General features: G+C 41.2%; 23 protein-coding genes and 2 tRNA genes. 15 read left to right on the top strand and 10 right to left on the bottom strand.

The features are described from left to right. The first annotated feature begins 15 nt into the window (after positions 1-15). Together H8B06_RS15525 and H8B06_RS15520 are read left to right on the top strand one after the other, a co-directional pair. Positions 16-1479, top strand: a complete 1464-nt coding sequence (locus tag H8B06_RS15525; protein ID WP_223857709.1) for a sensor histidine kinase — start codon at positions 16-18, stop codon at positions 1477-1479. Continuing rightward, a complete protein-coding gene (locus tag H8B06_RS15520) occupies positions 1476-2168 on the top strand; it encodes a response regulator transcription factor (protein ID WP_190995154.1) in 693 nt (230 codons plus the stop codon). Before H8B06_RS15525 ends, H8B06_RS15520 begins: the two co-directional genes overlap by 4 nt. Positions 2169-2229: 61 nt before the next feature. Here the strand turns inward: H8B06_RS15520 and H8B06_RS15515 are convergent, their stop codons facing one another. Together H8B06_RS15515 and H8B06_RS15510 are read right to left on the bottom strand one after the other, a co-directional pair. Next, the gene (locus H8B06_RS15515) at positions 2230-3867 is read right to left on the bottom strand and encodes a RagB/SusD family nutrient uptake outer membrane protein (protein ID WP_190995153.1); all 1638 of its coding nucleotides are present in this window, start codon (positions 3865-3867) and stop codon (positions 2230-2232) included. Between the two features lie 11 nt (positions 3868-3878). After that, on the bottom strand, positions 3879-6926 hold the full coding sequence (locus tag H8B06_RS15510; RefSeq protein ID WP_190995152.1) for a SusC/RagA family TonB-linked outer membrane protein: 3048 nt from the start codon (positions 6924-6926) through the stop codon (positions 3879-3881). A gap of 238 nt (positions 6927-7164) precedes the next feature. Here H8B06_RS15510 and H8B06_RS15505 point away from each other — a divergent pair, with 238 nt between their 5' ends. The 4 genes from H8B06_RS15505 to H8B06_RS15490 all read left to right on the top strand — a co-directional run bounded on the left by H8B06_RS15505 (position 7165) and on the right by H8B06_RS15490 (position 8931). Beyond that, positions 7165-7494, top strand: a complete 330-nt coding sequence (locus H8B06_RS15505; RefSeq protein WP_190995151.1) for a DMT family transporter — start codon at positions 7165-7167, stop codon at positions 7492-7494. Positions 7495-7568: 74 nt separating this feature from the next. Continuing rightward, a complete protein-coding gene (gene prfA, locus H8B06_RS15500; protein WP_130143010.1) occupies positions 7569-8642 on the top strand; it encodes a peptide chain release factor 1 in 1074 nt (357 codons plus the stop codon). A gap of 73 nt (positions 8643-8715) precedes the next feature. Further along, positions 8716-8789 (top strand) — tRNA-Asp (locus tag H8B06_RS15495). A 68-nt stretch (positions 8790-8857) separates the two neighbouring features. Beyond that, positions 8858-8931 (top strand) — tRNA-Asp (locus H8B06_RS15490). A gap of 62 nt (positions 8932-8993) precedes the next feature. On the opposite strand, the gene H8B06_RS15485 is transcribed toward H8B06_RS15490, so the two are convergent. Continuing rightward, complete coding sequence (locus tag H8B06_RS15485) at positions 8994-10391, bottom strand: Gfo/Idh/MocA family protein (protein ID WP_190995150.1); 1398 nt, start codon at positions 10389-10391, stop codon at positions 8994-8996. 148 nt (positions 10392-10539) lie between these two features. After that, positions 10540-11364, bottom strand: coding sequence for a glycogen/starch synthase (locus tag H8B06_RS15480; protein ID WP_190995149.1), 825 nt, complete (start codon positions 11362-11364; stop codon positions 10540-10542). Between the two features lie 145 nt (positions 11365-11509). Between H8B06_RS15480 and panC the strand changes: the two genes are divergently transcribed. From panC to H8B06_RS15455, 5 genes are all read left to right on the top strand, one after another. Beyond that, a complete protein-coding gene (gene panC / locus H8B06_RS15475) occupies positions 11510-12355 on the top strand; it encodes a pantoate--beta-alanine ligase (protein WP_190995148.1) in 846 nt (281 codons plus the stop codon). Positions 12356-12377: 22 nt separating this feature from the next. After that, on the top strand, positions 12378-12728 hold the full coding sequence (gene panD, locus H8B06_RS15470; RefSeq protein ID WP_130143005.1) for an aspartate 1-decarboxylase: 351 nt from the start codon (positions 12378-12380) through the stop codon (positions 12726-12728). Positions 12729-12774: 46 nt separating this feature from the next. After that, complete coding sequence (locus tag H8B06_RS20710) at positions 12775-13146, top strand: hypothetical protein (RefSeq protein ID WP_223857708.1); 372 nt, start codon at positions 12775-12777, stop codon at positions 13144-13146. A 207-nt stretch (positions 13147-13353) separates the two neighbouring features. Next, positions 13354-15588 carry a TonB-dependent receptor gene (locus tag H8B06_RS20830; RefSeq protein WP_190995147.1) on the top strand — a complete coding sequence of 745 codons (2235 nt, stop codon included), beginning with the start codon at positions 13354-13356 and terminating at the stop codon, positions 15586-15588. Positions 15589-15600: 12 nt separating this feature from the next. Then, positions 15601-16092: a thioredoxin family protein gene (locus tag H8B06_RS15455; RefSeq protein WP_190995146.1), complete on the top strand. Its 492-nt coding sequence runs from the start codon at positions 15601-15603 to the stop codon at positions 16090-16092. Here the strand turns inward: H8B06_RS15455 and H8B06_RS15450 are convergent. From H8B06_RS15450 to H8B06_RS15435, 4 genes are all read right to left on the bottom strand, one after another. After that, complete coding sequence (locus H8B06_RS15450) at positions 16089-16517, bottom strand: CBS domain-containing protein (RefSeq protein ID WP_130143002.1); 429 nt, start codon at positions 16515-16517, stop codon at positions 16089-16091. The two genes, H8B06_RS15455 and H8B06_RS15450, sit on opposite strands and share 4 nt — an antisense overlap. Positions 16518-16674: 157 nt before the next feature. Then, on the bottom strand, positions 16675-17298 hold the full coding sequence (locus H8B06_RS15445; RefSeq protein WP_190995145.1) for a fibronectin type III domain-containing protein: 624 nt from the start codon (positions 17296-17298) through the stop codon (positions 16675-16677). 522 nt (positions 17299-17820) lie between these two features. Further along, complete coding sequence (locus tag H8B06_RS15440; RefSeq protein ID WP_223857707.1) at positions 17821-20424, bottom strand: outer membrane beta-barrel family protein; 2604 nt, start codon at positions 20422-20424, stop codon at positions 17821-17823. Positions 20425-20501: 77 nt separating this feature from the next. Next, positions 20502-21080: a hypothetical protein gene (locus H8B06_RS15435; RefSeq protein WP_223857706.1), complete on the bottom strand. Its 579-nt coding sequence runs from the start codon at positions 21078-21080 to the stop codon at positions 20502-20504. 358 nt (positions 21081-21438) lie between these two features. On the opposite strand from H8B06_RS15435, the gene H8B06_RS15430 reads away from it, so the two are divergent. Together H8B06_RS15430 and H8B06_RS15425 are read left to right on the top strand one after the other, a co-directional pair. Then, complete coding sequence (locus H8B06_RS15430) at positions 21439-22128, top strand: FKBP-type peptidyl-prolyl cis-trans isomerase (protein ID WP_190995142.1); 690 nt, start codon at positions 21439-21441, stop codon at positions 22126-22128. A gap of 77 nt (positions 22129-22205) precedes the next feature. After that, entirely contained in the window at positions 22206-22859 is a 654-nt protein-coding gene (locus H8B06_RS15425; RefSeq protein WP_190995141.1) for an FKBP-type peptidyl-prolyl cis-trans isomerase, read from the top strand. Positions 22860-23198: 339 nt separating this feature from the next. On the opposite strand, the gene H8B06_RS15420 is transcribed toward H8B06_RS15425, so the two are convergent. Next, positions 23199-23531, bottom strand: coding sequence for a type II toxin-antitoxin system RelE/ParE family toxin (locus tag H8B06_RS15420; RefSeq protein WP_190995140.1), 333 nt, complete (start codon positions 23529-23531; stop codon positions 23199-23201). Further along, positions 23521-23733, bottom strand: a complete 213-nt coding sequence (locus H8B06_RS15415) for a hypothetical protein (RefSeq protein ID WP_223857705.1) — start codon at positions 23731-23733, stop codon at positions 23521-23523. The genes H8B06_RS15420 and H8B06_RS15415 overlap by 11 nt, the downstream gene beginning before the upstream one ends. Positions 23734-23919: 186 nt before the next feature. Here H8B06_RS15415 and H8B06_RS15410 point away from each other — a divergent pair, with 186 nt between their 5' ends. Continuing rightward, positions 23920-25566, top strand: coding sequence for an NAD+ synthase (locus tag H8B06_RS15410; RefSeq protein ID WP_190995139.1), 1647 nt, complete (start codon positions 23920-23922; stop codon positions 25564-25566). Positions 25567-25648: 82 nt separating this feature from the next. Beyond that, entirely contained in the window at positions 25649-26212 is a 564-nt protein-coding gene (locus tag H8B06_RS15405) for a DUF4136 domain-containing protein (RefSeq protein WP_130142997.1), read from the top strand. Positions 26213-26249 lie beyond the last annotated feature (37 nt).

Raw genomic sequence — 26249 nt, 5'->3', positions numbered from 1 at the left:
AATTTATTCCGGAAGATGCTATACAGAAGTTTTGCACGCATGACGAAAAAGATCTGCCACACGATCCACCGAGATATGGCGTTGCGGCTTCTTGCTACGCTATGCTTTTTTATACTTCTAATTCTACAATACAAGCTCATATCAAGCTCTTATAATATTGAAAGTCGTGAAATTGCGCAGAAAGAAAAAGATGTAATCAAGCGTCTCTACGGGGAGGCAATCATCAATGACAAACTCTATCCGGGCGGTCAAAATGTGTTTGATAATTACTTGGATAAGGAGCGTCTTATGGCGTTAGAACACCTTTATAAAACGGATAGACGAATGTATAATGACTCTATACGTCTGATCACCAATCATATTTTGAAAGAATTGACCGCAGCATCCAATATGGATTCCGTGATGTCCGCTATCCTGAAATCGATCCACCTGGATCTGGAAAAATATGGGTATGCGATAACACTCGATGAAATTTCGATCTCTTTCGATGGTAAAAATTATATCGATCTAACCATTTGGAACGACGTTCTTCTACCCCTTCGTATTGACGGGGACGAGCGTTATATCGATCCAAATGAGGTAGTATCCAATATTTCCGTTTCTTCTTATATGCCCTATAGCTACGGGGTAAAATTCACCCTTTACGGATTAAATCATTCACAAAAGTTCACGGTCTACAAGAAGATATTCCCACTTTTTCTTCTAACAGCTATTTGTACATTGATTATTGCGACAACTTATATTTTGACCTTTCGGCGTTGGCAAAAACAGAAAAAACTGAATGAAGTCACACAAGATTTTTTGAATAGCATTACCCATGAATTTAAAACACCCATATCATCTATATCCGTTTCCGTCAAAAACCTGATACGAGAAACAAAACCATACAACAATACGCGCGTCACGCAAAGCATTGCCGTCATCGAAAGGCAATCTAAACGAATTGATCAGCTGGTAGATCAAGCCATTGACATATCGATGTTCGATCCCAGTAATGTTCGTAAGGAACATCGTAACCTGGTCGAAGATATAGAAAATAGTCTGCATGATTTGCGTCTAAAATATATACATCATCCACATGTTCATATAAAATTTGAGACCGATTTACAGCAGGTTTTTTCAAAATATGATTTTTTTTATTTTACAACAGCCGTAAACAACCTCATGGAGAATGGCATAAAACATAATAATAGTACCGATAAAGAAGTCACGGTACGGCTTATAGAAAGAAAAGCAAACATTCTGCTGGAAATTTCCGATAATGGCGAGGGAATACTTCCAGAAGAACGACAATACGTCTTCCATAAGTTTTATCAGGGTAGACAAGGCAAAGAAAAAGGCGGATTAGGACTAGGGCTATATTATGTTGATCAAATGATAAAAATTCATCAATGGAAGCAAGAGATACGTCTGCGTGACACGCGCGGAACGGAGATTCGAATCATCATTCCCAAAAACGATAAAAAACACGAAGGATGAAAGGTAAGTTGTTGTTGATAGAAGACGATCAAGACCTCGGTCAAGAAGTAAAAAATTATTTGAATGCCGTGGGGTTTACAACCCAGTTGGTTCCAAGCAGCTTCGGAGCCTTAGAATACTGTAAAGCAAACGATTACGATTTGTTATTAGTCGACATTCATTTACCGGGAAAAGATGGTTTCGAACTCATTGAGAGCATCCGTAAAATAAAGCCACATTTACATTTTCTGTTTCTAACGGCGAGAAATCAAAAAACAAGTCGGTTGAAAGGATTGAAATTAGGTGCTGCGGATTATATCACAAAGCCGTTTGACGTCGAAGAACTTGCCTGGCGCATCCATAATATCTTGAACCGATATCAGGGATCGACGCGGGATGAACTGAAGGTATGTGATGTTTACCTCCGCAATAACACCATGGAGTTAGTGATCGACGATAGCAAGGTATATAAACTCACTGCACGTGAATTTGAACTGTGGAAATATCTGTTGGAGCATGTAGAACAGGTATTAAAGCGAGAAGATATTTTGATCAGCGTGTGGGGTGACAACGATTATTTTCTCGGTCGCAGCTTAGATGTTTTTATCAGCCGGATTCGAAAAATTTTACAGCATTCACAATTTCTGACCCTAGAGACCGTCTTCAAGGTAGGGTTCATTTTAAAGCAAAAAAGCGGACATATACGTTGACGTACATATCCGCTTTCGATTATGATCAAGCTATTCTTCTTTCTTTAATTGTAGGCAGGCTTTAATTGTAGCCAGGATTTTGTTGCAGGTTAGGGTTGATGGCCAGCTGCGTCTGCGGAATGGGAAACAATTCCTTATTCGCATCATTTGTCGCTTCATGGTCCCACCAGGATCCGGTCGTATATTTACCGAAACGGATCAAATCCGTCCTACGCTTACCTTCGAAGATAAACTCCCGTCCTCTTTCGGCTAGAAGTTCATCAAGCGTTAAGTTCGCAGTAGTATATCTATTTGCATTCCAGTCGGCCGCCTCAAAGGCACGTTCTTTAGACGCATTGATTAAATCAACTGCTTCCTGATCGGCAGTACCGCCGTTTTTGCGAATAAGGGCTTCGGCTTTATTGAAATACATTTCCGTTAAACGATAAATAATGTAATCGTTTTCCTGGTAGTTCTCATCGCTTAAGCGTCCAGACTTATATTTATGGAACCTCGCACCCGAGTTTTCTTCTCCTTCGGCCATAGAGCCTTCTGAATTCGTGTCGCCCTCACTTTCTCGACGGATGGCGTTCACAAAGACCAGATCTTGTCCGGCATACTCTTCCGTTCCTTTTACCGGTGTTTGTGTTCCATATTTGTACTGTGGTCCAAAGAGAAACCAGTCTTGTTTACGTAGATCACTCTCCTGATAGGCATCAAAGGCTGTTGGGATCACCACGAAAGCATTCCAACCACCGTACCCTACATCTAACACTTCCTTCATATAGTCATAGCTCATGTAGAAACCTCCCCAATCAAACGTAAAACCTCCTTTGCGGCTATATTGGAACTGGAAAAGTGCTTCTGGGTTTGCGCTATTCGTATTGCTAAAGATAGCGTTAATATCCTCGGATAATTGCGGTGTTCCGCCAATACCACCACCCGCCCCGGATATCACTTTTTCCGAAGCGGCGATACATTCATCCCACATCGCTGTACCAGACCACTTGTCGGCATTCAGATATAACTCCGAAAGCATTGCATATCCTGCTGCCTTGTTTACTTTACCCACCGTTTCCGCAGATAAATCCGGCAACTTCTCCACTTCCGCTTCAAGCTCTGTCTTTACAAATTCAAAGACTTCCGCCCGCGGCCTCGTTTCGGGGTTTTCAGGCGTTTCGGACACCTTTGTAGCGACGGGAACATTTCCCCACATATCCATAATGCGCATGTAGTGATAAGCGCGCAAAACTCTCAACTGTGCAAACACTTCATCGATCTCTTCCTGCGTCATGCCGATAGCTTCAATATCAAGTGCCTCAATATCAGCTAATGCATTGTTTATAAATCCGACTCCAGTCCACATCAATTCCCAAGCGGTTCTCATCCGGTTCTCGTTGTCGGTCCAGGTATGATAATGCATCCGAAAATGGTCTCCTCCATCATATCCATGGCGGCCTTTTTGCGGCCAGGCCACTTGATCTGCCGCCAATTCTGAATGGTAGTAAAAGCCATTACCTCCCGTCGGTGCCAACCAAGCCTGCATATGCGTAAATGGTCGTAATGCCGCCTGCATTACTTCCAGTTTATTTTTGTAGAAGCTAGCTTCCTCAAGCTCGCTATATAGGTTTTCATCCAAGTTTGTACAACTAGAAAAACCAGCCGTCGCAACCAATACCGCTGCCGTAAATCGTATCGTATGTTTTTTAACTGTTTTCATAATTCTTTCCATTAAAAGCCAATATTCACCCCAAATGACCAAGACTGTGTTCTCGGATAAAAACCTCTTGAGTCAATCCCCGCATCGAATCCCGTATCTTGTAGTTCAGGATCCAATCCAGAATAGGAGGTGATGGTAGCCAAATTTCTAGCCGTTAGATAAACATAAAGATTTCTGACATGTTCGCTTTTCAAACTGACGTTATATCCCAAGGTAACATTGTCAATCTTGACAAATGAGCCATTTTCCAAATAGTAGTCTGAGTACTGCGGGTCATCGTCTAACTGATCGTGTTTGCCAAAAGCAGATTCAAGAACATTATTAGGCAACCATTTTTTGTTCCCAAAGAACATATCCGCGGTATTCAGGATGTCATATTTAAATTTACCACGGAGGAATACCGTCAAATCAAATCCCTTGTAACTAACGCGGTTACCCAAAGATGCCTGAAATTTGGGCACCCCATTTCCGATATATGTCAGATCATCGTTATTCATATCTCCCGCATGTGCAGTAGATCCGTCCGCTTTGTAAAACAGCCATTTCCCTGCATCATCATATCCGGCAAAACGTTTTCCGTAAAAAGACCCAATTTCTCCCCCCTCTTCCAAGCGAATTGCGGAGCCTAAGTTACCTGGAGAAGGAAGACCACCAAATTCTAAATAATCGCTTTGGAAGACATCACTAGACAGCTTTGTCAATTCATTCTGTTGATAATTGCCGGTAAAATCGATCTGCCAATGTACGTTGTCATTTCTAATCGGCGAACCACTCAGCTGCAACTCGATTCCCTTGTTAACGACTTCACCTACGTTGTACCAGATGGTTGACTGTCCGTAAGACGGTTGTTGCGCACGATACTCATACAGCAAATCAGAGGTTTTACGATGATATACATCAAGCGCACCGGTCAAGCGATTGTTGAACAACCCAAAGTCTACCCCAATGTTCGTTTCCGCTTTCTGTTCCCAGCGTAAATCGGGGTTCGGATTACGTGACAGTCCGTAAGTCTGGTAGTAAACACCGCCTTGCGGGTATACACCACCGGTTCCCAATGTAATTAACGAAAGGTAGTTTGGAATACCTTGATTACCGGTTACCCCATAGCCAACCCGTAACTTCAGGTCGTTAACCACCTCTTTATTGGTGAAGAATTCCTCATTGGAGATATTCCATCCCGCCGAGACAGCAGGGAAATTACCCCATTTATTATTCACCCCAAATCTGGAAGAACCCTCGCGACGTAGGATTGCCGTAATAAAGTATTTATCCGCATAATTATAGTTCACACGACCAAAGAACGCAATCAAGGTGTTATCTTCTTTAAAGGATCCCATGGTGGGACGTGGCAGCTGATCATTTGTAAGCGCGGTTCCAGACCCAAAATTCCAATCCAGAAAACCATCGGTGGTAAATCCGTTATTAGACATATCAAACCATTCCGCTGTAGCATATTGATAGCTATAACCCAATAGACCTGTTATGGTATGCAGGTCGTTAAAAGTCTTATTATAATCAATTGTGCTCTCGAATGTCTTGGTCCAGTTCAATTCATTGCGTTTATAAGCATAAGCCATCCCCTGATAGTCAGAATTAAGTCGCTGGTCCCAATCTTCCGTAGAACGATACTGACGATCATTCCAGTTATCGCGGACATAGGATCCGAAAGCAGACACGCTCAGTTCTTCTAAAATCTGATATTTTAGACGGGCGTCCCCCGAGAAAGTTTGTTGGTTACGGTCATTGAGACGATGTGCCAATCGGCTCATTGGGTTATAGTTATTGAATTCCTGGGTCTGATAAAAAGATCCATCTTCCCCATAAATAGGGGCGGTAGGATTACGTTGGACAGCTTGCTCGAAATCTGGAACATTCTCGGAATCATCATCCTTCCGACCACCCAATAAGTCCGCCTTACTGAAATTAGCAGCAATATTCGCAGACAACGTCAATCGGTCGTTAAGTCCAGTCTGATTAAAATTAATCCGCCCCCCAAACTGATCTTTACTATTCGATTTGGCAATACCCTGTGCCTGTTCATAGTTAAAGGAAGCACGATAAGTTGAATTTTCGCCACCACCACTGGCTATAAAATTATGGAAGTGCGAAAAATTATTTTTGTTTATGAGTTCATTATAAAGATCGGTATCAGATCCCAAGTCATACGACGGTCGGTTCAGTCCATCAACCACTTTTTCACGAAATTGTGTCGCATTAAGCATGGAGGGTCTACGGTTCACTACTTCGGTTTGACCATAGGTCAAGTATTCAAATTGTGGCGTACCAGCCTTTCCTTTTTTAGTCGTTACCAGAATTACACCACCATTTCCCCTGGTACCGTAAATAGCTGCTGCCGACCCGTCTTTCAGTACGTCGATCGACTCAATATCTCCTTGCTTGACCAAGTCCAGATTCCCACCAGGAATCCCATCAATAACAATGAGTGGGCTGTTTGTTCCTTTCATAGAGGCCATACCCCTTAATTGGATATTCGTCGCCGAATTTGGATTACTCCCCTGAGCACGTGTAATATTCAAACCCGCCACTTTACCCTGAACAAGTTCCATGGGGTTTCTCATTCCCCCTCGATTGAAATCCTCTTCTTTGACCGAGGCAACAGCAGAAGTAATTTCTTTCCGCCGCTGCGTACCATAACCGACCACCACGACCTCATCCAATATTTCTTCATCGGAAGTTAACCTGACCTGTACCGTTGTTCCCCGCACCGTGATCTCTTGGGTAGAAAAACCAATGAAACGAATTTGCAGCACATCACCAATTTCCGCTGCAATTTCAAAGTTACCCGCACCATCCGTTTGCGTGGCGACGTCTTCTCCTTTCACGTTGACCGTTACGCCCGACAGCGGGTCACCCGTTGTCGCATTTTGAACCGTACCCGTAATAGTTTGTTGTTGAGCCATCGAGGCTGTTATTTCTGCTGCATCCCGATAGGGTCTGCTCTCTGCATGACCATAATGACAGGCTAGTAAAGCAAAGCACAGCATACTGCCCCTTACAAAACCTGTCCGACACCTGTTTAAACTGTAAATGTTTGGCATATTAATCATAGTTTTATTGTCAGCTGTTATGTAGATAGGTCTGTTTTACTTTTGTGTATAGATTCCCCATCTATATATTGTAGCAATAAAGTTACAGTGTTATACAGACAGACTTGTTAATAAGATGTTAATGACGAGTGCAGCGATAGACATGGGAAATAATTTATTTTTTTATCATTTGTAAAAAGTATTCTGTTTTCGGATATAGATATTTGTAGCATACATAATATGAAGGACTATGAATTGGATTATATTAATTATTGCAGGTCTATTTGAAGTGGGATTCACATCCTGCTTAGGAAAAGCTAAACACACAACAGGAACGGAAATGTACCTTTGGTACGGTGGATTTGGTGTATGTTTGACCATCAGCATGCTACTGTTGATGAAAGCTACCCAAGCGCTGCCGCTTGGAACCGCCTATGCGGTTTGGACAGGCATTGGCGCAGTAGGAACTGTCTTAGTTGGTATTTTTATCTTTAAAGAGCCGGCCGATTTTTGGCGTGTATTTTTCATTTTTACATTGATCGCTTCTATTATTGGCCTCAAAGTGGTTTCCACGCATTAATACCAAAAAAATACGTACTTTTGTGCCTAATAAAAACGGAAAACACCTTTCCGTTATGAAGAGCATTACGCACTATGTTAGAGAAACTACAAGCTATAAAAGAACGGTGGGAAGAGGTAGAGGCTGAATTAAGCAACCCAGATACCATCAATGATATGAAGCGTTTTGCCAAGTTGAATAAAGAATATAAAGACTTGGGGAAAATTGTGGAGCAATATCATATCTATAAAAATATCGTTAGTAATATCGACACCAACAAAGATATACTCGCCAACGAAAAAGACCAAGAACTCCGGGAGATGGCGAAAGAAGAATTGGACATCCTTTTAGATCAAAAGGAAGAAAAAGAGGAAGAAGTTCGCTTAATGCTTATCCCGAAAGATCCCGAGGATGCCAAGAATGCTATTATCGAGATTCGCGGCGGCACTGGTGGCGATGAAGCTGCCCTATTCGCTGGCGACCTATATAGAATGTACACACGATATTTCGAAACAAAAGGTTGGCGCACGGAAGTAATGGATGTAACGGAAGGAACATCCGGTGGATATAAGGAGGTTATTTTAAAAGTCCTCGGCGAGGACGTGTATGGTCAACTAAAATATGAATCCGGGGTCCATCGTGTACAGCGTGTTCCAGATACCGAAACGCAAGGTCGGGTTCATACATCTGCAGCTTCGGTAGCTGTTTTGCCGGAAGCGGAAGATGTTGATGTCGAGTTGAACCCTGGTGACATTGAAATGCAAACATCCCGTTCGGGCGGTGCTGGGGGACAAAATGTCAACAAAGTGGAAACGAAGGTGCAGTTGACACACAAACCTTCTGGAATTGTAGTTGTGTGCCAAGTTGAACGCTCCCAATTAGCAAACCGCGAACTGGCCATGGAGATGCTTCGAAATAAATTATACGAACTTGAGGTGCAGAAAAAACATGGTGATGTCGCAGCTAAACGTAAAACGATGGTATCTACCGGAGACCGATCTGCCAAAGTACGGACATACAATTATCCACAAGGACGTGTTACGGAACACCGCATCGGCTTGACGCTCTATAACCTTCCTACCGTTATGGATGGTGATATTCAAGGCATTATAGACGCGCTCCAATTTGCGGAGAATGCAGAGAAAATGAAAGAGGGTGCGGTAGACTAAATTTTTTCAAAAAAATTTCGACATTCTGTAAAATACACCTATATTTGCACACCTTCAAACGAGAAGGATAAAAGGTCTGGTAGTTCAGCTGGTTAGAATACATGCCTGTCACGCATGGGGTCGCGGGTTCGAGTCCCGTCCAGACCGCTCCATAAAAGAGAAGCATTGCTTCAAAACGTTCTTAGCATATATTTCCGCATAAACGGAAGAAATTAGGTCTGGTAGTTCAGCTGGTTAGAATACATGCCTGTCACGCATGGGGTCGCGGGTTCGAGTCCCGTCCAGACCGCTAAAAAAGGTCTCCTCTATATAGAGGAGACCTTTTTTCATTATATATCTATAGCTTAACTACTACCCGCGTTTGGCTTGGGGTTTTAAATCTGTCAACGAAGCAATTTTTATCGGGCTGCCTTTCTCGATACTATGACGGGCAGCTACACCAATTAAAATAGACATTACACCGTCGCGCAGACCCGCTGCATGCCCGTAAGGATCAGGGGCCTCGGGTTGCTTGAACAGTTTATCGTGTAAGCGGCGGTCGCCACCACCATGACCAGCGCGTTCGCTAGCTACCTGAATGATCTGGTAATCCTTCCAATTTTTATATAGTACAACCGGCTCATGAATAACATCGATATTTTCCGCCTGCTGCATTTCTGCGGCATGCAAACTCTCTTGATCCAAACTGTCATTTTTCATCCATGGAATATCTAACCATGCCTCAACACGCCCTTTTTGCCCGTTAAAAGCAATTCGCCAACCCTCAAACGGCGAATACGTAGTCAGCGAATAATTAGCGATCGCGCCATTTGCATATTTAATTTGCGCCGACATCTTGTCGTAAATATCGATCTCCTTCCGATAAACACAGCCATCACGAATATACCCATCATGTGCTTCATTAGCCACATACAGTTTCATAGCATGCGCGTCACCCGTAATATCCCAATAGTAATCACATTCTTTTTTATACGAGCAACTCCGGCAACTGGTTCCTCTGAATGGCCCATTTTTGCCATAATGCTCCAGCGCACCATAAGCAAACACTTCATCAGGTTCAGAATCCAACCACCAATTGAGTAAATCAAAATGGTGCGTAGCTTTATGTATCCATAGCGATCCGCCTTTGTTCATCAGTCCGTGCCAACGACGGAAATAAGACGCGCCATGATGGGTATTGAGATACCAATTGAAATCAACCGATGTAATTTCACCAATTTCCCCGTTCATAAGCAGTTCCTTGATTTTCGTCATATAAGGACTCCATCTATAATTGAATCCTACAATTAAGTTTTTCCCATATTGTCGTTCTGCATCCAGGATCGCCTGTGCTTTTATTTCATCCGTTGTTAGCGGCTTTTCCGTGAGGACATCACAGCCAGCCGCCAGCCCGTCAATGATCAGTTCGTGATGAGAAGAGTCAGTCGTACACACGATCACCAAATCCGGTTTGGCCGTACGCAGCATCTCTTTGAAATTGACAAAGGTCGGGCAATCCACTTTCATGTATTCCTTCGCATACTGCAACCTGCCAGGATTGATATCACTTAGCCCCACAAATTCCAGTTGGTCTGGATACTGTTCTACCAAACGGCGGCCCCAAAAGGATATACCTCGGACCCCCGTACCGACCAACGTGACTCTTAGTTTTCGATGCAATCCAAATCCATTTGCAGGCAACGACACGACCGATCCTGCGGCGAGCAGGGCAACAGCTTGTAAAAATGATCTTCTTGAAAAACTTTCCATGTTCTTTCGTTTATAATAGTCTATTCCTCTTTTTGTATCCGACAATACAGTTAGCAAGTCTAAAATAAGAAAAAACTTCGTACCAACAAAAAAAGACGCGATTCACATCGCGTCTTTCAAACATTTAAAACTTAAAAATATGAAAAAATTATGCCGTCTCCTCTATGTCAGCCGTGGAAAACTCCTCAAATACCTCCGCAAAACCCTCATAATCAACGTCACTATCTGGAGAAAAACTACGGATACCATTTTCTACTATATATGCCTTCAATTCGGGGTGTATATCTCCGTCCGCAAATACAGCAATGTCGGTGTATGACAGCGCTCCTTTGTATAGGTCTACATACGAGCCGTCACCATAAGGAGCTGCTTCCTCCGGACGCATATCTGCTTGTGCTGCCATCGTCCCGTATTTAGCACCTACCGTGTCAAAGTCTTCGTCCGCATATAGCGAATACATCACTTTGGCATCCTTAAATGTAGGATCATCTTTGTAGGCTGTTTTCAAATAGGCCGGAACCATAGCCGAAAACCAACCATGGCAGTGCACCACATCCGGTGACCAACCTAGCTTCTTCACCGTCTCTAAGACACCTTTACAGAAGAACAACGAACGTTCGTTGTTGTCTGCAAAAAACTCACCCTTTTCATCACGAAAAACCTTTTTCCGCTGAAAATACTCTTCATTATCTAAAAAATACACCTGCATCCGTGCAGCAGGTAATGAAGCAACTTTAATAATGAGCGGACTGTCATTGCTATCCACCACGATGTTCATTCCCGACAACCTTATCACTTCATGAAGACGATTTCTGCGCTCATTAATATTACCAAAACGTGGCATCAGAATACGGATTTCAAATCCTTTTTCTTGCATTGCTTGTGGTAACTGGCGTGTTATTTCAGAAATTTTACTTTTTTCAAGGAAAGGCGACATCTCATGGGTTACAAACAATATTTTCGTTTTTGCCATCTCCAATTCTTTTTTTATTTATCGAACAGTAAAATCGGTCTACAAAGATACGATTATTTTATGAATTTTACAATTCATTAAGTTTCATCACTTTATATTACGAATTTATTTCTGCAAATTTGCGCCCTTATTTCAACGTTTTGCCGTGAACATATTTAGAACAAGACAGGCCCTTCAAACTTACCTCGACGGACCCCGTAAAGCCACACTGCGCATAGCGCTTATACCAACAATGGGGGCGCTCCATGAGGGGCATCTTTCACTCCTAAAAGAGGCACAACAAATTGCAGACATCGTCGTCTGCAGTATTTTTGTAAATCCCACCCAATTTAATGACCCGGGTGACCTCGAAAAATACCCCCGTCCGGAAGAAAACGACTTGCGGTTATTACAGGAAATAGGTTGTGATGTAGCCTTCCTACCTTCTGTGGAAGAAATGTACGGCCCAGCGGAAGAACCTTGGCACCTTGATCTCGGGAATCTGGAGCAGGTATGGGAGGGTGAGAAACGGCCAGGCCATTTTCAAGGGGTAACACAGATCGTATACAAATTGTTCCGTTTAGTGGAACCCGATATAGCTTGTTTTGGTCAAAAAGACTTCCAACAGGTGATGGTTATTCAACGCCTCATTGAGTTAAAAAAACTGCCCGTCCGCCTACATATCGTCCCAACGGTCCGAAACGAGGAAGGACTCGCATTAAGCTCACGTAATATGCGCCTTTCGGAAGTGGGAAAGCGAAAAGCATTGGTATTATATCGTGCGTTAAGCCATATAAAGCGCCATTTTAAAGACCACGATTTGAACATACTTCGACAGGAAGCTTTGGACATCCTGCATCAGGAGAAGGAAATTGACATCGAATATCTGGCTATTTGTGAGACACGTTCGTTACAAGAAATAGACCGCATCGACCCTGCGAAAAACCACGTAGCCCTATTGGTAGCATGGGTAGAAGGCGTACGGTTGATAGATAATATGTTACTGGATTAAAAAAAAAGCGTAATTTTGTATTATGTTGATTGAAGTAATGAAATCAAAGATTCATCGGGTTCGTGTTACGCAAGCGGAACTGAACTACGTGGGAAGCATCACGATTGATGAAGATTTGATGGATGCAGCAAATATTGTTGCGAACGAAAAAGTGCAGATTGTAAACAACAATAACGGGGCTCGATTGGAGACTTATGTTATTCCGGGTGAACGTGGAACAGGTACTATTTGCCTGAATGGAGCTGCCGCTCGGTTAGTTCAGGTGGGTGATATCATTATTATCATTTCTTATGCAAGTATGACCCCGGAAGAGGCTAAAATACACAAGCCCAGTTTACTTTTCCCGGACCATAACAATAAATTGACACTGTAGTCTTCAGATCATTTTGTATCTTTGCCAATAAACGGCGTAATATTATATGCATAAATTAAGTACCACATATCGCAATTTCATCGCTTGGTCATTAAGTGTGTGGATGGTAGCGATTATCACCAGTGGTGTGGTATTTATGCACAAGGAGATCACGTCTACCGGGGAAATGGTTACCCACATTCACCCGTACGACTTTACCAAAAAAGGCGAGCCTCATCATCATGAATCCGATGATGAAATTCAATTTCTGAATGTTGTATTTGCAGGTGTTTTCGTCGCTGGTGATCTACAGGCTTTCGAGCTTGTCATTACCCCGCTGTTACTTTGTATACATTATGCAGAACTAACGGAAAGCACACCTTCCACCCTACTCTTTCACTACGATTTACGGGGTCCTCCTGCCTCTTCTCTATCCTAATTTCCACTTTCCGAATATTCATCGGAAATTTAACGAAACACATTTATTATTACAGGATAAGGTCTGCCCTCATGTTGTGATTTTTTTCACTTCCTGCATACCTTGACGGCTCATTCGCCTAGCACCTATCACCCGTAATGTCTTTTACATGGCAAAACGCTGTTTCATGATGGTGTTATGGGATGTAGCTTCATATGAATTATTTACATGACAAAAAGATACAATTACAGGCTTTGTCTAATAGCCTTACTCTATATATTCCCACTCGCACTTTTTGCCCAAACACAAATACAGGGACAGATTACGGATGCGGATAATCAACCTATTTTCGCGGCTAGTGTACTACTAGAAGGATCTACCATAGGAACAACAACAGATAAAGATGGAAATTTCCAATTGGAAGACATTCCAACTGGAAAAGCGACATTAGTAGTCCGCGCTATAGGTTACTTACCCATCAAACAACCTATCCATCTCACCCAAAACAACACACAACTCCCCATTATATTACAAAAGGACAATCGCAATCTAGATGAGGTAGTCGTATCGGGAACACTGCGGGAAGTTTCCAAATTAGAAAGCCCTATACCGGTCGAGGTATATTCTGCTAAATTTTTCAGGGCTAATCCGGCACCGACAATTTTCGAATCGCTCCAAAATATAAATGGTGTACGCCCACAGATCAACTGTAGCGTGTGTAATACCGGCGACATCCACATCAATGGCCTGGAGGGCCCGTATACCATGGTACTGATCGATGGTATGCCCATTGTTTCCGGTCTGTCCACTGTATACGGGTTGAATGGGATCCCACAAGCTTTAATCGAACGCGTAGAAATAGTCAAAGGACCAGCTTCCACATTATATGGTAGCGAAGCCGTGGGCGGTCTCATCAATATCATTACGAAAACACCTGACAACGCTCCATTATTTAGTTTAGAGACCTTCGGCACCACCTGGCAGGAATACAATCTAGACCTCGGAGGCAAGTTTAACGTAGGTTCTGCACAGTCGTTGTTAGGTGTAAATTACTTCAACTATTCGAATCCGTTGGATAAAAACGGAGATAATTTTACAGACGTCACCCTGCAAGACAGGATATCCATCTTTAATAAATGGAATTTCGCCCGTAAGGACAACAAAACGTTCTCGCTGGCCGGAAGGTACATCTATGAAGACCGCTGGGGTGGAGAGATGAACTGGAGTAGGCAATATCGTGGAGGTGATGAGGTATATGGCGAAAGCATCTATACCAAACGATGGGAGGTAATGGGTGTCTACGATTTACCCGGTAGCGAAGATCTCTCCTTCTCCTTCAGTGCCAACGGGCACGACCAAAATAGCGTTTATGGCGATACCGAGTATATGGCGGACCAAAAAATTGTGTTTGGTCAATTAACATGGCGTAAACAACTTAAAAATCATGATTTATTGACCGGACTCGCTTATCGTTACACCTATTACGACGATAACACACCTGCAACGACCGACGTATCACACACCCATTTACCGGGGCTATTTGTGCAAGATGAAATTACGTTACATCCACAGCACAAGCTGTTGCTCGGCGCACGATACGATTATAACTCGATTCACGGGAGCATCTTATCACCGCGTTTGAATTACAAATGGAACTCCAAGGATAAGAGCCAAGTGCTACGTATCGGTGTAGGGAATGGCTATCGTGTCGCGAATGTGTTTACCGAAGACCATGCGGCTTTGACCGGTGCGCGCGATGTGGTGTTCATTGGGGACCTGAAACCCGAAACTTCGTGGAACACCAATGTTAACTATGTTAAGAAGTTCTACGCAGATAATGGCGCTATATTTGGTATTGATGCGACTGCATTCTATACGTATTTCACCAATAAAATTATCCCCGACTATGATACCGATATCAATAAAATCATCTACTCCAATTTAGATGGACACGCCGTTTCACAGGGTATTTCGGTCAACTTAGATTGGGCACATCCAAGCGGTTTTAAAGCCATGGTCGGCGGAACTGTAATGGATGTCCACAGTGAAGAAGAGGGCGAAAGGGAATGGCAGATGCTGACGGAGAAATACATGGGTACTTGGACTATTGGCTATAACTGGAATCGTTTAGGATTAAGTTTTGATTACACGGGTAATGTCATAGGCCCTATGCGTTTACCTGTGTTGGGCGAGGATGATCCTAGACCGGACGAGTCGAAAGCATGGAGCATCCAGAATATACAGGTTACGAAGCATTTCCGTAACGGGCTTGAAATTTTCGGTGGTGTAAAGAATTTACTAAACTGGACGCCCACTAAAGGGATTCCTTTTATCATCTCCCGTGCCCACGACCCGTTTGAAAAAATTGATGATCCGAATCTTCTACCGTTTGACCCTAGTTACGTTTACGGACCAAACCAAGGGATTCGTGGATTCTTAGGTGTCCGGTATAATTTGTTCTAACTTCATCACCATATGAATATGATAGCAGGATTCGGTAAACGTTGTAGCGTATGGCTAGCCATTATGGGACTGTTCACGTCGTTTTGTAACGCGCAGATCAATCCTGTGGGCATCGAGAAGGTAGATAGTCTTCTAGCACAGCACGCGAAACCTATACTGATCCTGCTATCTACGGATTGGTGTCAATATTGCCGGATGCAGAAAAACCAGCTACGCAAGAACAAGGATTTTGCAAAAAAAGCCGACTTATTCTATTATGTAGAATTTGATGCAGAAAGTAAGGATGATATTTTGTTTCAAGGCAAGAGCTATACGTTCAAGCCGACGGGTAAAAATACCGGAACACACGAACTCGCCCGGACATTAAACGGCCCCGGAACACTCGCTTTTCCAAGTTGGGTACTTCTTGACAGAAACTATCAGGTGTTATTCCGTCATGGTGGCGTGTTAACACCGGTCCAATTAAAGAAACTACTAGATGCTATCGGTGGTATGAATCCCTAGCTACTGATATAGTTTTGGAGCTGGTCAATGGTCTGCTTTTGATCTTCGATGATATGTTTCACGAGGTCACCGATAGAAATCATGCCGACCACCTGACCACTTTCTACGACGGGCAAATGCCGCACGTGGTTATTGGTCATCAGTTCCATGCAATTCTCCACTTTTTCGTCGGTTGTAATCGTGCGTGGGTTAGGTGTCATGACGAGCTGGACAGGTGTCTCTTTGGACGATTTGCCTTGCAGGATAATTTTCCGGGCATAATCCCGTTCGGTGAAGATACCCACTAATGTTTCCTGTTCCATAATCAACAACGCACTGATGTTTTTTTCCATCATCGTTTGTAAAGCGTCAAAAACGGAGGTGCTTTGGCTTACAGCGTACACCACAGCGCCCTTTGTCTGGAGGATGTGTTTTACGGTTTTCATATTATTATCAATTTATAATGGCTGATGAACACGCTCCTGATCGTATCAGGAACGGCTTTCCAAAATACCTTAGCACGATAAAAAAGCGTATCGACAACGGCAAATTGGGGATTACTGTTTAAAGATAACGGTTTTGTTCCTATTAAAAAAATAGCGATCAAAATACATACGAGCTGACGATATCACTATAGGTTATCTGCGGATTTCGACCAATATAGGCTACCCGAAACTCATATTCCTGTACGGGCTCCAACCCGATTATCGTCACTTTGGATTTCGAGCTCAACACCGGGTTCCAATGGCTATCGCTGTTCTTCTTCCGGTATTCAAATCGATAGGCAAGCACCCGTCTCCAGCCGTTCACCTTGAGATCCGCGACACCGGAAATTTGTGCGTTGACCTCGACGATAAAAATTTTCGGTTTGGGGGCCGGCTCCAGCACACGCATACCTCTTTTGGAGGGGATAAAACCTGCGGCCAAGATCATGGCCTCATCCCCCGCTGCCTGACGTTCTACATAAAGTGACATACGGTATACCTCCGCTTTCAATGTGGCATAAGCCTGATTTTTGATGACGACCATCCGCTTGTCGCGGTATGCGGCATCGGCCTGCGTCCGTTTGAATTCCGAGAGTAGCTGTTCCAAAACATCCCGTTCTGGTTCTACATCCGGGAATAAAGCTATGTTTTCTGTTAATTTAACCACGATATTTTCAACAAACTTTACATACGCTGCTTCGCTGTTGCCCGTCGCGCCGGTTTTTAATGTTGTTTTTGCCATGATGAATGTTTTTAAAGATTAAAAAAATGATGTCTATGTTGACCAACAGACGCAAATATAGGAGGGCACGGTACGAAACAGGGGGTCAAATCGTGCCAAAATTTTTCACTTTTTCGGAAAATTTTGTCGCAATTTGACCCCCTACCTGCTAAAAACGCCTAATTTTATTCCCTCACAGCTCAGAAACAGCGTTTTTAAAAGTTTGGCAAATTTACTTTTTCCCCTAAAAAACTTCTTTTTTGCCTACAAAAAGATTCTTTTTGCTTAACAAATAAACGTCATGGTTTACAAACAGGTTTATATGCCGGAAATCGAATCCTTATTGTCAAACAAAATATGCTTATTGCCAACAAAATGATTCTTTTGGTTTAACAAATACCTGTTGTGGCATACAAACGGAATCCTATTCCAGAAATAGAAACGTAATTGTATAACAAAACTTCTGGACCGTCCAAAAACAGCACAATATTCCAAGAATATAAACAAAATCGTTAAAATAAAGTTCTTTAATTATTGTAAGCGTTAGAAGCCAAATTTTGCTACTTGATAAGATAATGTAACGATCCAAAATCTCCCGTTAATATTTGTACTACTTTGAGAGGCGATATTGTTGTTAATATCAAAAAGAACATTCTGTTGAGTATTGAGGATATTATTGACGGCAAATTGCACCTTTAATTTTTGGCTTTTGAGTATATGCTGATAAGCGATAAGATTCCAATATATCTGATCAAAAGTGAAATCATTTGAAAATCTATTCATAGAAAGCGTAGCATTTGATTCCAATCTAAACAAACTTAACCCATTAAAAGCAATATAATTGTTTACACTTTGGTGTAGCATCCTTAAATTATCATTGCTTTCTATCTGATGGTAATTTAATCCATAATCATAATTCAATCTCATTTTTAGCATATGTGTATCATATTGAACATTAACTCCCATCGAGACTGAATTTTTCTTTTCATTGGGATTATTTTGATATATAGAATAAGAATTAGAAAAACTTAAATTTATATTTGTTCTCATATTTTCCACAAAAGTTTTGTTGATATAATATGAAAGATTGGTGTTATAGCCGTGTTTTCGCACCCCATTAACCGGAGAAATCAACACCATTCCACCCGGAATAATAACCCCATTTATTGTAGTATCTGCACTTAATAAATGAAATCTTTCTTCGATACCATTAATAGATTGGGCGGATGACATTTGGAGACTTACGTGATTTCCGTTTTGATTGTTAGAGTGGGCTAACGAGAGTTCATATTTTCTCGAATATCCTGTTGTTAAATGGGGATTACCTACATAAACATTGGAATTATTGGTAATTCGTGGATCCGAAATTATTTGTTGAATGCTAGGTAATATATTAGTTTGATTAAAAGAACCACTGAAGTCCCAATTTTTATATAGATATTTCGTGTTAAAATGGAATAGAAAATTATTACGCGTCCTTTTATTCGAAGCATCAGAATAAATATAATTTTCTTCTATCTTATTCAAAGATACTGTGCCCAGCGTTTGAAATGAACCGGCTTTATAACTAATGTTTGCCTGATTGGAGAATAATTTACTCGTATAATTTTCTGATGAAGTAGTCAAAGTGTCTCTTGGAACAACTCTGGTTTTATTACTATTACTATTAGATCGTTTAGCAAACTTACTACCGACGCTAATATGAATAGGTTTGGATATTTGGTAAGCGTATTCAATACCCGGAGAGAACTCTTTTGCAATATTTGTTTTTATCGAATAGGTTGAAGTTTCGTCGTCTCTAGTAACCGTATCTTGCATCCTATTTTTATTATAGGAATAATTAAAACTTACTCTTAATCTTTGGTTATCTTTCAGCGTTATTAACTGTGTATAGGGTATATTGATATTCTGGAAAGAATTTTGGTTTATTGTACGACTATTTAAATTACTATTTTTATTTACAGTTGATTCTTTTGTAAAATTGTTTGTACTATTAAAAAATGACAAGGAGGGAGTTAAGTTTGCTTGGATAGATTTTGTCCTATATTGAAGAGAAGATAAATAATTAAAATTATTATTTCGGGATGTAGATTGATTCACCGAATAAATAGTAGACATAACGCTATGTTGTATGATACTATCTACTTTCTCATCTCTATCAATTACAGCATTCGTACTATACGTTAAATCGTTTGATATGGTTAAATTTTGTATTGATGTATTACTATGTTTTAATATGATATCCTGAAATAACTGATTGTTGATGGGTTGTAGATTTCTTAACGTCAGAATATCACTATCCCAGTATCTCGCTATGTTATTTCTAGATGCTCTAGAATGAATTTTGTTTTTTGCAAGTGTTAAAAATAAGCTATACCCTATGTCTCTCGTCTTATGCTTTCCTCCAGACATATTGATGTCACCAAAAAAACCGTTTTTCTTATCCTCATAGGTTATGAGATTCATCTCCTTATATGGAATTTGGTTATCCTGTATTTCTAAAGAATCTACTGTATCGTATATTTTTACTTTATCTATTATAAACGCAGGTAGCAGCTTTAATAATTCGTCAGCATCAGAATAAAAAAACACTTCCCCATTTACTAAAACTTTGTCTATAGGCTTTAGTTTATAATAGAGTATGTCGTCTTGTATATGGAAGCCTTCGAGCGTAAGGATCGCTTTATTCATTTTATCTCGTTGCGTCGCGACCGAATCTAATTTAAACGTTATCGTATCGGAAGGCTGAGATGAAAGTTCTACAGTATCGATAACGATGCTTCGGGGAGAGAGGAAGACTACCGCTGTAGTTTCGTCTTGATTAAGGTTATCTATGGTTTGCTCTTTGTAGGCTAGATGCTTTACGTTTACCTTAGGGGAAATGGAAGAATCATTCCATAAAAAATTTATTATTCCCCTATTATTACTAGATTCCATCTGCACAAGCTTACTTTCATTATAGACATAAGCTGTAACAGATGGAATAGCTTTGTTTGTTATACTATCAACGATTTCTAGTGAATACCTTTTAGTTGAATCTCTTGTGTTTCGATACTTATAACCACAGTCACAATCTAATGGTGCGCCCAAGCTATTGATGACGATTGCTATCAATAAGAGAACGATAAATGATTTACAAAATGCCAACTACTCAATTTCTGTTTAATACGGTATTTAAAAGCTATCATTAACAGATTATTTCTGACTGTTGATTTCTAAGTTAATTAATACCATTTTTGGGTAAGATTCAGCTGTGCGGGAATTTTGACAATATATGTTCCAAACCCTCTACCGAGTCCCAAGAAGCCCTTTTTATAGGTATAACTAATATGTGTCAATATAGTTTGATATGAGTTGATAGTTAAATAGTCACCACTACGTGAGGCAACACACCAAATCAGAGATTTCCCACCTGCACTATGTTTATAACTTTTAAACCACCCAGAAGCATCTCCGGGGTGATAGTACGTCAGAGAAGGATAATAACTAGCAATACCCCAATTCTCAACTGCAACTCCATCTAAAGCACCAGCTCCTAAATTGAACTTGGTAACATTGGGTCCATTATCCTTAGCCTGTGGGGATAATGTTTGATGTAGCTCTACCAACGCCCAATAATAAGTTTCTCCCGCATCTTGAATTTCATTGACAGCCACGATCCTTACAGCAGATAAATCGTCCCCAGGCTTCGCTGGATAATGGGGTGGCAACAAGCCAACTTGGGCAAATGATGGACAGACGGCAACAACAATAAACAATAAAAGTAATAATGATTTTTTCATGATGTTAATTTTTTTATTCATCGTAAAGGTAAGTCATTTTAAATAAAAAAAAAGAGAATTACCCTAAAATAATTATATATAACTATTTTTATTTCTTTATGATCGGTATTTTCCAGAATTAATAAAGTTGTTGTCTTTAATTAGAAAAAAAGTGAAGAAAAAAGTAATATTAAGAAGACAAAAATATCATGGAATCCTATCTAATGCGAAAGAGCTTAACCTACTTCTACAGAAAAATATATAATTTTCTTACTTTTGCTGTAGCATTAAGATATGAACCTGCGTTCTATCCTGTAGAAAAAGATATTAGAATTTATGAAACCGATCCCGATTCATCGGGAGAGAACTCATCAGCTATTAAAAAAAATAAGAAAAAAAGATGAAAACTCTATTTAGACCATTAATTGTATTCGCTGTTTTAGCAGTCGCATTTGCTTCTTGTATGAAAGACAATGACGATACAGATTACGAAGCAGAATATTTAAAACAAGAAAAAGCTGTGGATTCTCTGCTTTCTGCCGAAAAAATAAAGATTCAAGATTACTTAGCGTCAACTGAAGGAGACTGGAAAGAAGATACCGTTACGATTTCATTACCGCGGTTAGGAAAAACTGTTAAAAGAGGTATTTGGTATGAAGTACTTGCGGAACCGACTCAAGAAGACGATGAAGCATACGAATATAAAGCGAAAAGTATTGGGTATGGCCAATACCAAATAATTCCTCCAACATCTGTAAAATTAAAATACGCCGTATATTCGTTAACGAGTGAAACGCCGCTGAAAGAGGATGCGACAGGAAGTGATTATACTTTTACTAGCACAAACACAAACTTAACCACAGCATGGCTTATCGGATTCTCTCCATATACCGCAAAATTTGAGGGCGAAAACCGGAATTTAGGTCTTTTGGCAGGACTCACCGAAAAAGGTTTACAGAAAGGCAGTAAAGTCCGCATTATATCACCGTCTTATTGGTCAACACCTCTGTATTCGGGCCAACAAGCACCGAATTATCTTCCTTCAAATGCTCCCGTGCGTTACGACTTTGAAGTATTAGGCATCGAATAACAACAAAATAATCACAAGTAATACATACAAAGGGCGTGTCCGAAGTTTTTTAGACACGCTCTTTTTTAATCAAAAAAATGAAAAACCTTTCAAAATTCTTTTTCCTCTTCCTATTAGCCACAATTGGCATCGTGTCCTGCAGCAAATCAGACGACAACAATGCCAATTGGGCGGAAGAACAACGTCGTAGAGATTCCTTAAACCGAATACGTATCGAAGCCTTACTAGAAGAACAAGCTCCCGAACTCAAAGCATTCGCTGAAGCAAATTTTGGCGAGGATGCGCAATTTGACGATTCCACGGGTATCTGGTTTAAGGTTCACGAACCAGGAGAAGAAGGAACGTATACGCGATGGTTGGTTCCGGGTTCTATGGGAGGCTTGGCCCTCGCCAGTCCGACCGTAGAGGTAAAATATGTTGGTAAATTGATGAGGAACGGAGAGATTTTTGACCAAACGCCTGAGGACGATCCAGAAGATGACACCCGCTCGTTCCAACTTGGTGGAGTTATTCCAGCATGGAATATTGCCTTCTATCCCAAGGAAGTACGGCTAAACGAAAAGGATTATAAGATCGGCGGCATCACCGAAAAAGGGCTACAGAAAGGAGCTATTATCGAGTTCGTCGCACCATCACCTTACTGTTACGACAATACGGCCTCGGATGATATTCCTGCAGATTCACCCTTGCATTTTTATATTGAAGTAGTGGATATAAAGGATAAAAAATAATTTAATCGCTATAAATAAACGAAGCCCGCTGTTTGAATCAGCGGGCTTTGTTATTTGGAAGTATCGAAAACTTGCAATGCACGTGATTTATTTTTAAATTTAAACGTAAAGAAAGAGCAAAGACGAGTACAGCTTGACATGGAAAATCAAAAACTAAATAGTTTGCAATTAGAATTACTTAAAGTTTACTCTTTTGAACCTAGCGAAGAAGATCTACTTGCCATACGAGACTTTCTTGCAAAATATTTCTCTGGAAAATTGTTGAACAACCTTCAGCATGCCATAAAAGAAAAAAATATTTCGGAAGAGGATCTCGATAATTGGGGGAATGTTAGCAGACTACCATTCCGGCACAGATAACAAGAGCTCATCCAACTCTTTATCAGAGATATTTTCCTTATCAGACTTGTCATAGACAGAAAGTAAATAAACCGTATCGTTAGCCACTACAAAGTTGGTAATTATCCTAGCTCCTCCGGATTTACCTTTTCCCTTTGACTTGATAGATAATCGAATTTTGTAGCAACTTTTGCCTAAGGCTGTACCTTGAACTGGATTTCCTTTGAGTTCCTGTATGAGCGCCAAAAATTCTGATTTTAGAGACGGATATTTTTTGATCAGCTTTTTAGCTTGTCGTTCAAAAACCTCAATAGATTTTACGCTATAGCCCATTCAGAAAATCTTCCGCATCACGGGCTTGTTTTTTACCCGCCCGAATAAGTTTCATCTCCTCGACAGCTTCCCGAATCTCACTCATAAGCTGCGCCTTAGAATCAGTAAGCTGCTTGGTTTTCACATAAGGCAACTCTTTAAGCACTTCTAATAAGTGCAATGCTTTGCTATCTTTTATGTCCAATAGTACTTTCATAATCATTCCAAATCTTGTTGCAAGAGCTTAAATATTTAGCATATATCACTAAAATTTAGTCTTACGCAAATATAACGAAAAGAGTTCTGCAAAAAAAGCTTCTTCCCATTCTACAGCCTTCCACCTTTTCGCTAAGAGATTTCGTGTATCCGGTCGGTTTTCTTATTTTTACTTCCAACAAATCCATGCACAATGAAGATAGCGCTTGCTCAACTAAACTATCATATCGGGAATTTTGCCGCCAATAACGAAAAAATTATCCGTCATATTACGCGCGCCAAAGCAGATGGTGCTGATTTAATTGTTTTCGCTGAACTCGCCGTAGGTGGTTACCCTGCAAAGGATCTGTTGCGAAACACCCAATTTATTCAACAGTGCACCGATAGCTTGCAGGAAATTGCACAAGCATGCCAAGGCATTCATTGCGTCATTGGCTCGCCTGTGGCAAATATGGATCCAGAGGGCAAACCACTTTACAATGCCGCCATCGTACTGGCGGATGGACAAATTCAACACATCTGTAAGAAAAGCTTATTACCGGATTACGATGTGTTTGATGAATACCGATACTTCGAACCTAACCGTTCTGCCTCTTGTATTGAAATCGCAGGAGAAAAGGTGGCACTAACGGTCTGCGAAGACTTGTGGGACGACGAGGTATCAAACTCCTATGTGGGCGACTTAATGGCGGAATTACGGAAGGAAAATCCCTCGCTTATTATCAATATTGCCGCCTCCCCTTTTTCGTATACCCATTTCGACAATCGGATCAATGTATTAAAACGCAATGTCATTAAAGCAGGATGTCCATTGGTGTATGTCAACCAAATCGGTGCACATACCGATATTATTTTTGATGGACGTTCGTTGGCGCTGGATAGAAATGGTAACATACTGTCCGCGTTAGAAGGCTTTTCGGAAGATTACACCATAGTGGACATGTATGCCCAATCGCAAGCTACTTCTAAAGACTTACCGGTAGAAAACAACGATAAACCGTCGGAAATAGCGTTAATCCACCAGGCGCTCCTTTTAGGAATTCGAGATTACTTTCAGAAGTCTGGTTTCAAAAAGGCTGTCCTGGGCCTGTCAGGAGGATTAGACTCGGCAGTTGTGGCTGCTTTGGCCTGCGAAGCACTAGGTGCAGAAAATGTCCTTGCCGTCCTGATGCCTTCTGTCTATTCCAGTGACCATTCCCTAAAAGACGCTTTGGATTTGGTCGAAAACACCGGTTGTTCCTACCAAATTATCCCTATAAAAGACGTTGCAGAGGCTTTTGAACAAACGCTCTCCGAGCCGTTCAGGGATCGCGCTCCTGATCTTACGGAAGAAAATATACAAGCCCGTATTCGAGGAACGATCCTTATGGCTCTTTCTAATAAATTTGGTCATATCCTATTAAACACGTCCAATAAGAGCGAAGCAGCCGTTGGATATGGAACATTATACGGCGATATGGCGGGTTCTTTGAGCGTCATTGGTGATGTTTACAAAACCCAAGCCTACACATTGGCCGGTTATATTAACCGTGAACGGGAAATCATTCCGGTGAATACTATTGTTAAACCACCTTCGGCCGAGCTACGTCCAGATCAGAAGGATTCCGATTCCTTGCCTCCCTACGATATATTGGACAGTATATTGTATCAACTTATTGAACTGGAAAAATCAGTGACGGCAGTCATTCAATCGGGATTCGAGGAGACCTTGGTAAAACGTATTGCCGCGTTACTAAACAATGCCGAATTTAAGCGATTTCAGGCGCCGCCTATACTTCGGGTAAGTCCCAAAGCTTTCGGTAGCGGACGGGTCATGCCATTGGTAGCGAAGTATTTTTAATCTTTTTTGAGGGAAAAAAGAACATAAAATTCTTTAAACCTTTTATCAATTCACCTGTCTAATAAAATAAAATGGGGTTATTATGAATACGATAAAATATATTTTCCTATTGGGTATTGTGGCCATTCTTGCTTCCTGTGCTTCTGTGAAGTATAATACCACGCGGGTTCAGCACCAAGATTTTGGCCAATACAAAACGTATAGTTGGCTTCCACCGGTGGATTCGCTATCTAAAAATTATTTCAACAATGATATTGCCAAAAGCAATATCCTGAATGCTGCCAATAAGGAATTGGAAGCATTGGGTATGCAATATTCCAAAGACAACCCGGATATTCTTTTTCGCTATGTCACGATTGTGAATAACAAAAGCCGTATGGTATATAGCCCATCTTACGGATGGGGCGGCTGGGGTCCTTGGGGTATGGGTTGGGGCTGGGGAATGGGCTGGGGTGGTTACAGCTATCCTGTAGGTCATGAAAAATACCGTTATGCCCACCTCATTATCGAGGCAGTGGATAGACGAACCAACAGTGTTGTATGGCAAGCTAGGGGTTCATCTGAGGTTAAATCTCCCGAAAAGACCATTAATAAACTTCCACAGATTGTCAACGGAATATTCAAACAGTATCCGATACAGAAATAAAAAAGAGGCGATGCGCAGTAGAGTGCATCGCCTCTTT

The sequence above is a fragment of the Sphingobacterium micropteri genome (assembly GCF_014692515.1).
Classification (GTDB): Bacteria; Bacteroidota; Bacteroidia; order Sphingobacteriales; family Sphingobacteriaceae; genus Sphingobacterium; species Sphingobacterium micropteri.
The sequence above is the reverse complement of the archived record's forward strand: the minus strand, read 5'-3'. Positions and strand labels throughout refer to the sequence as shown.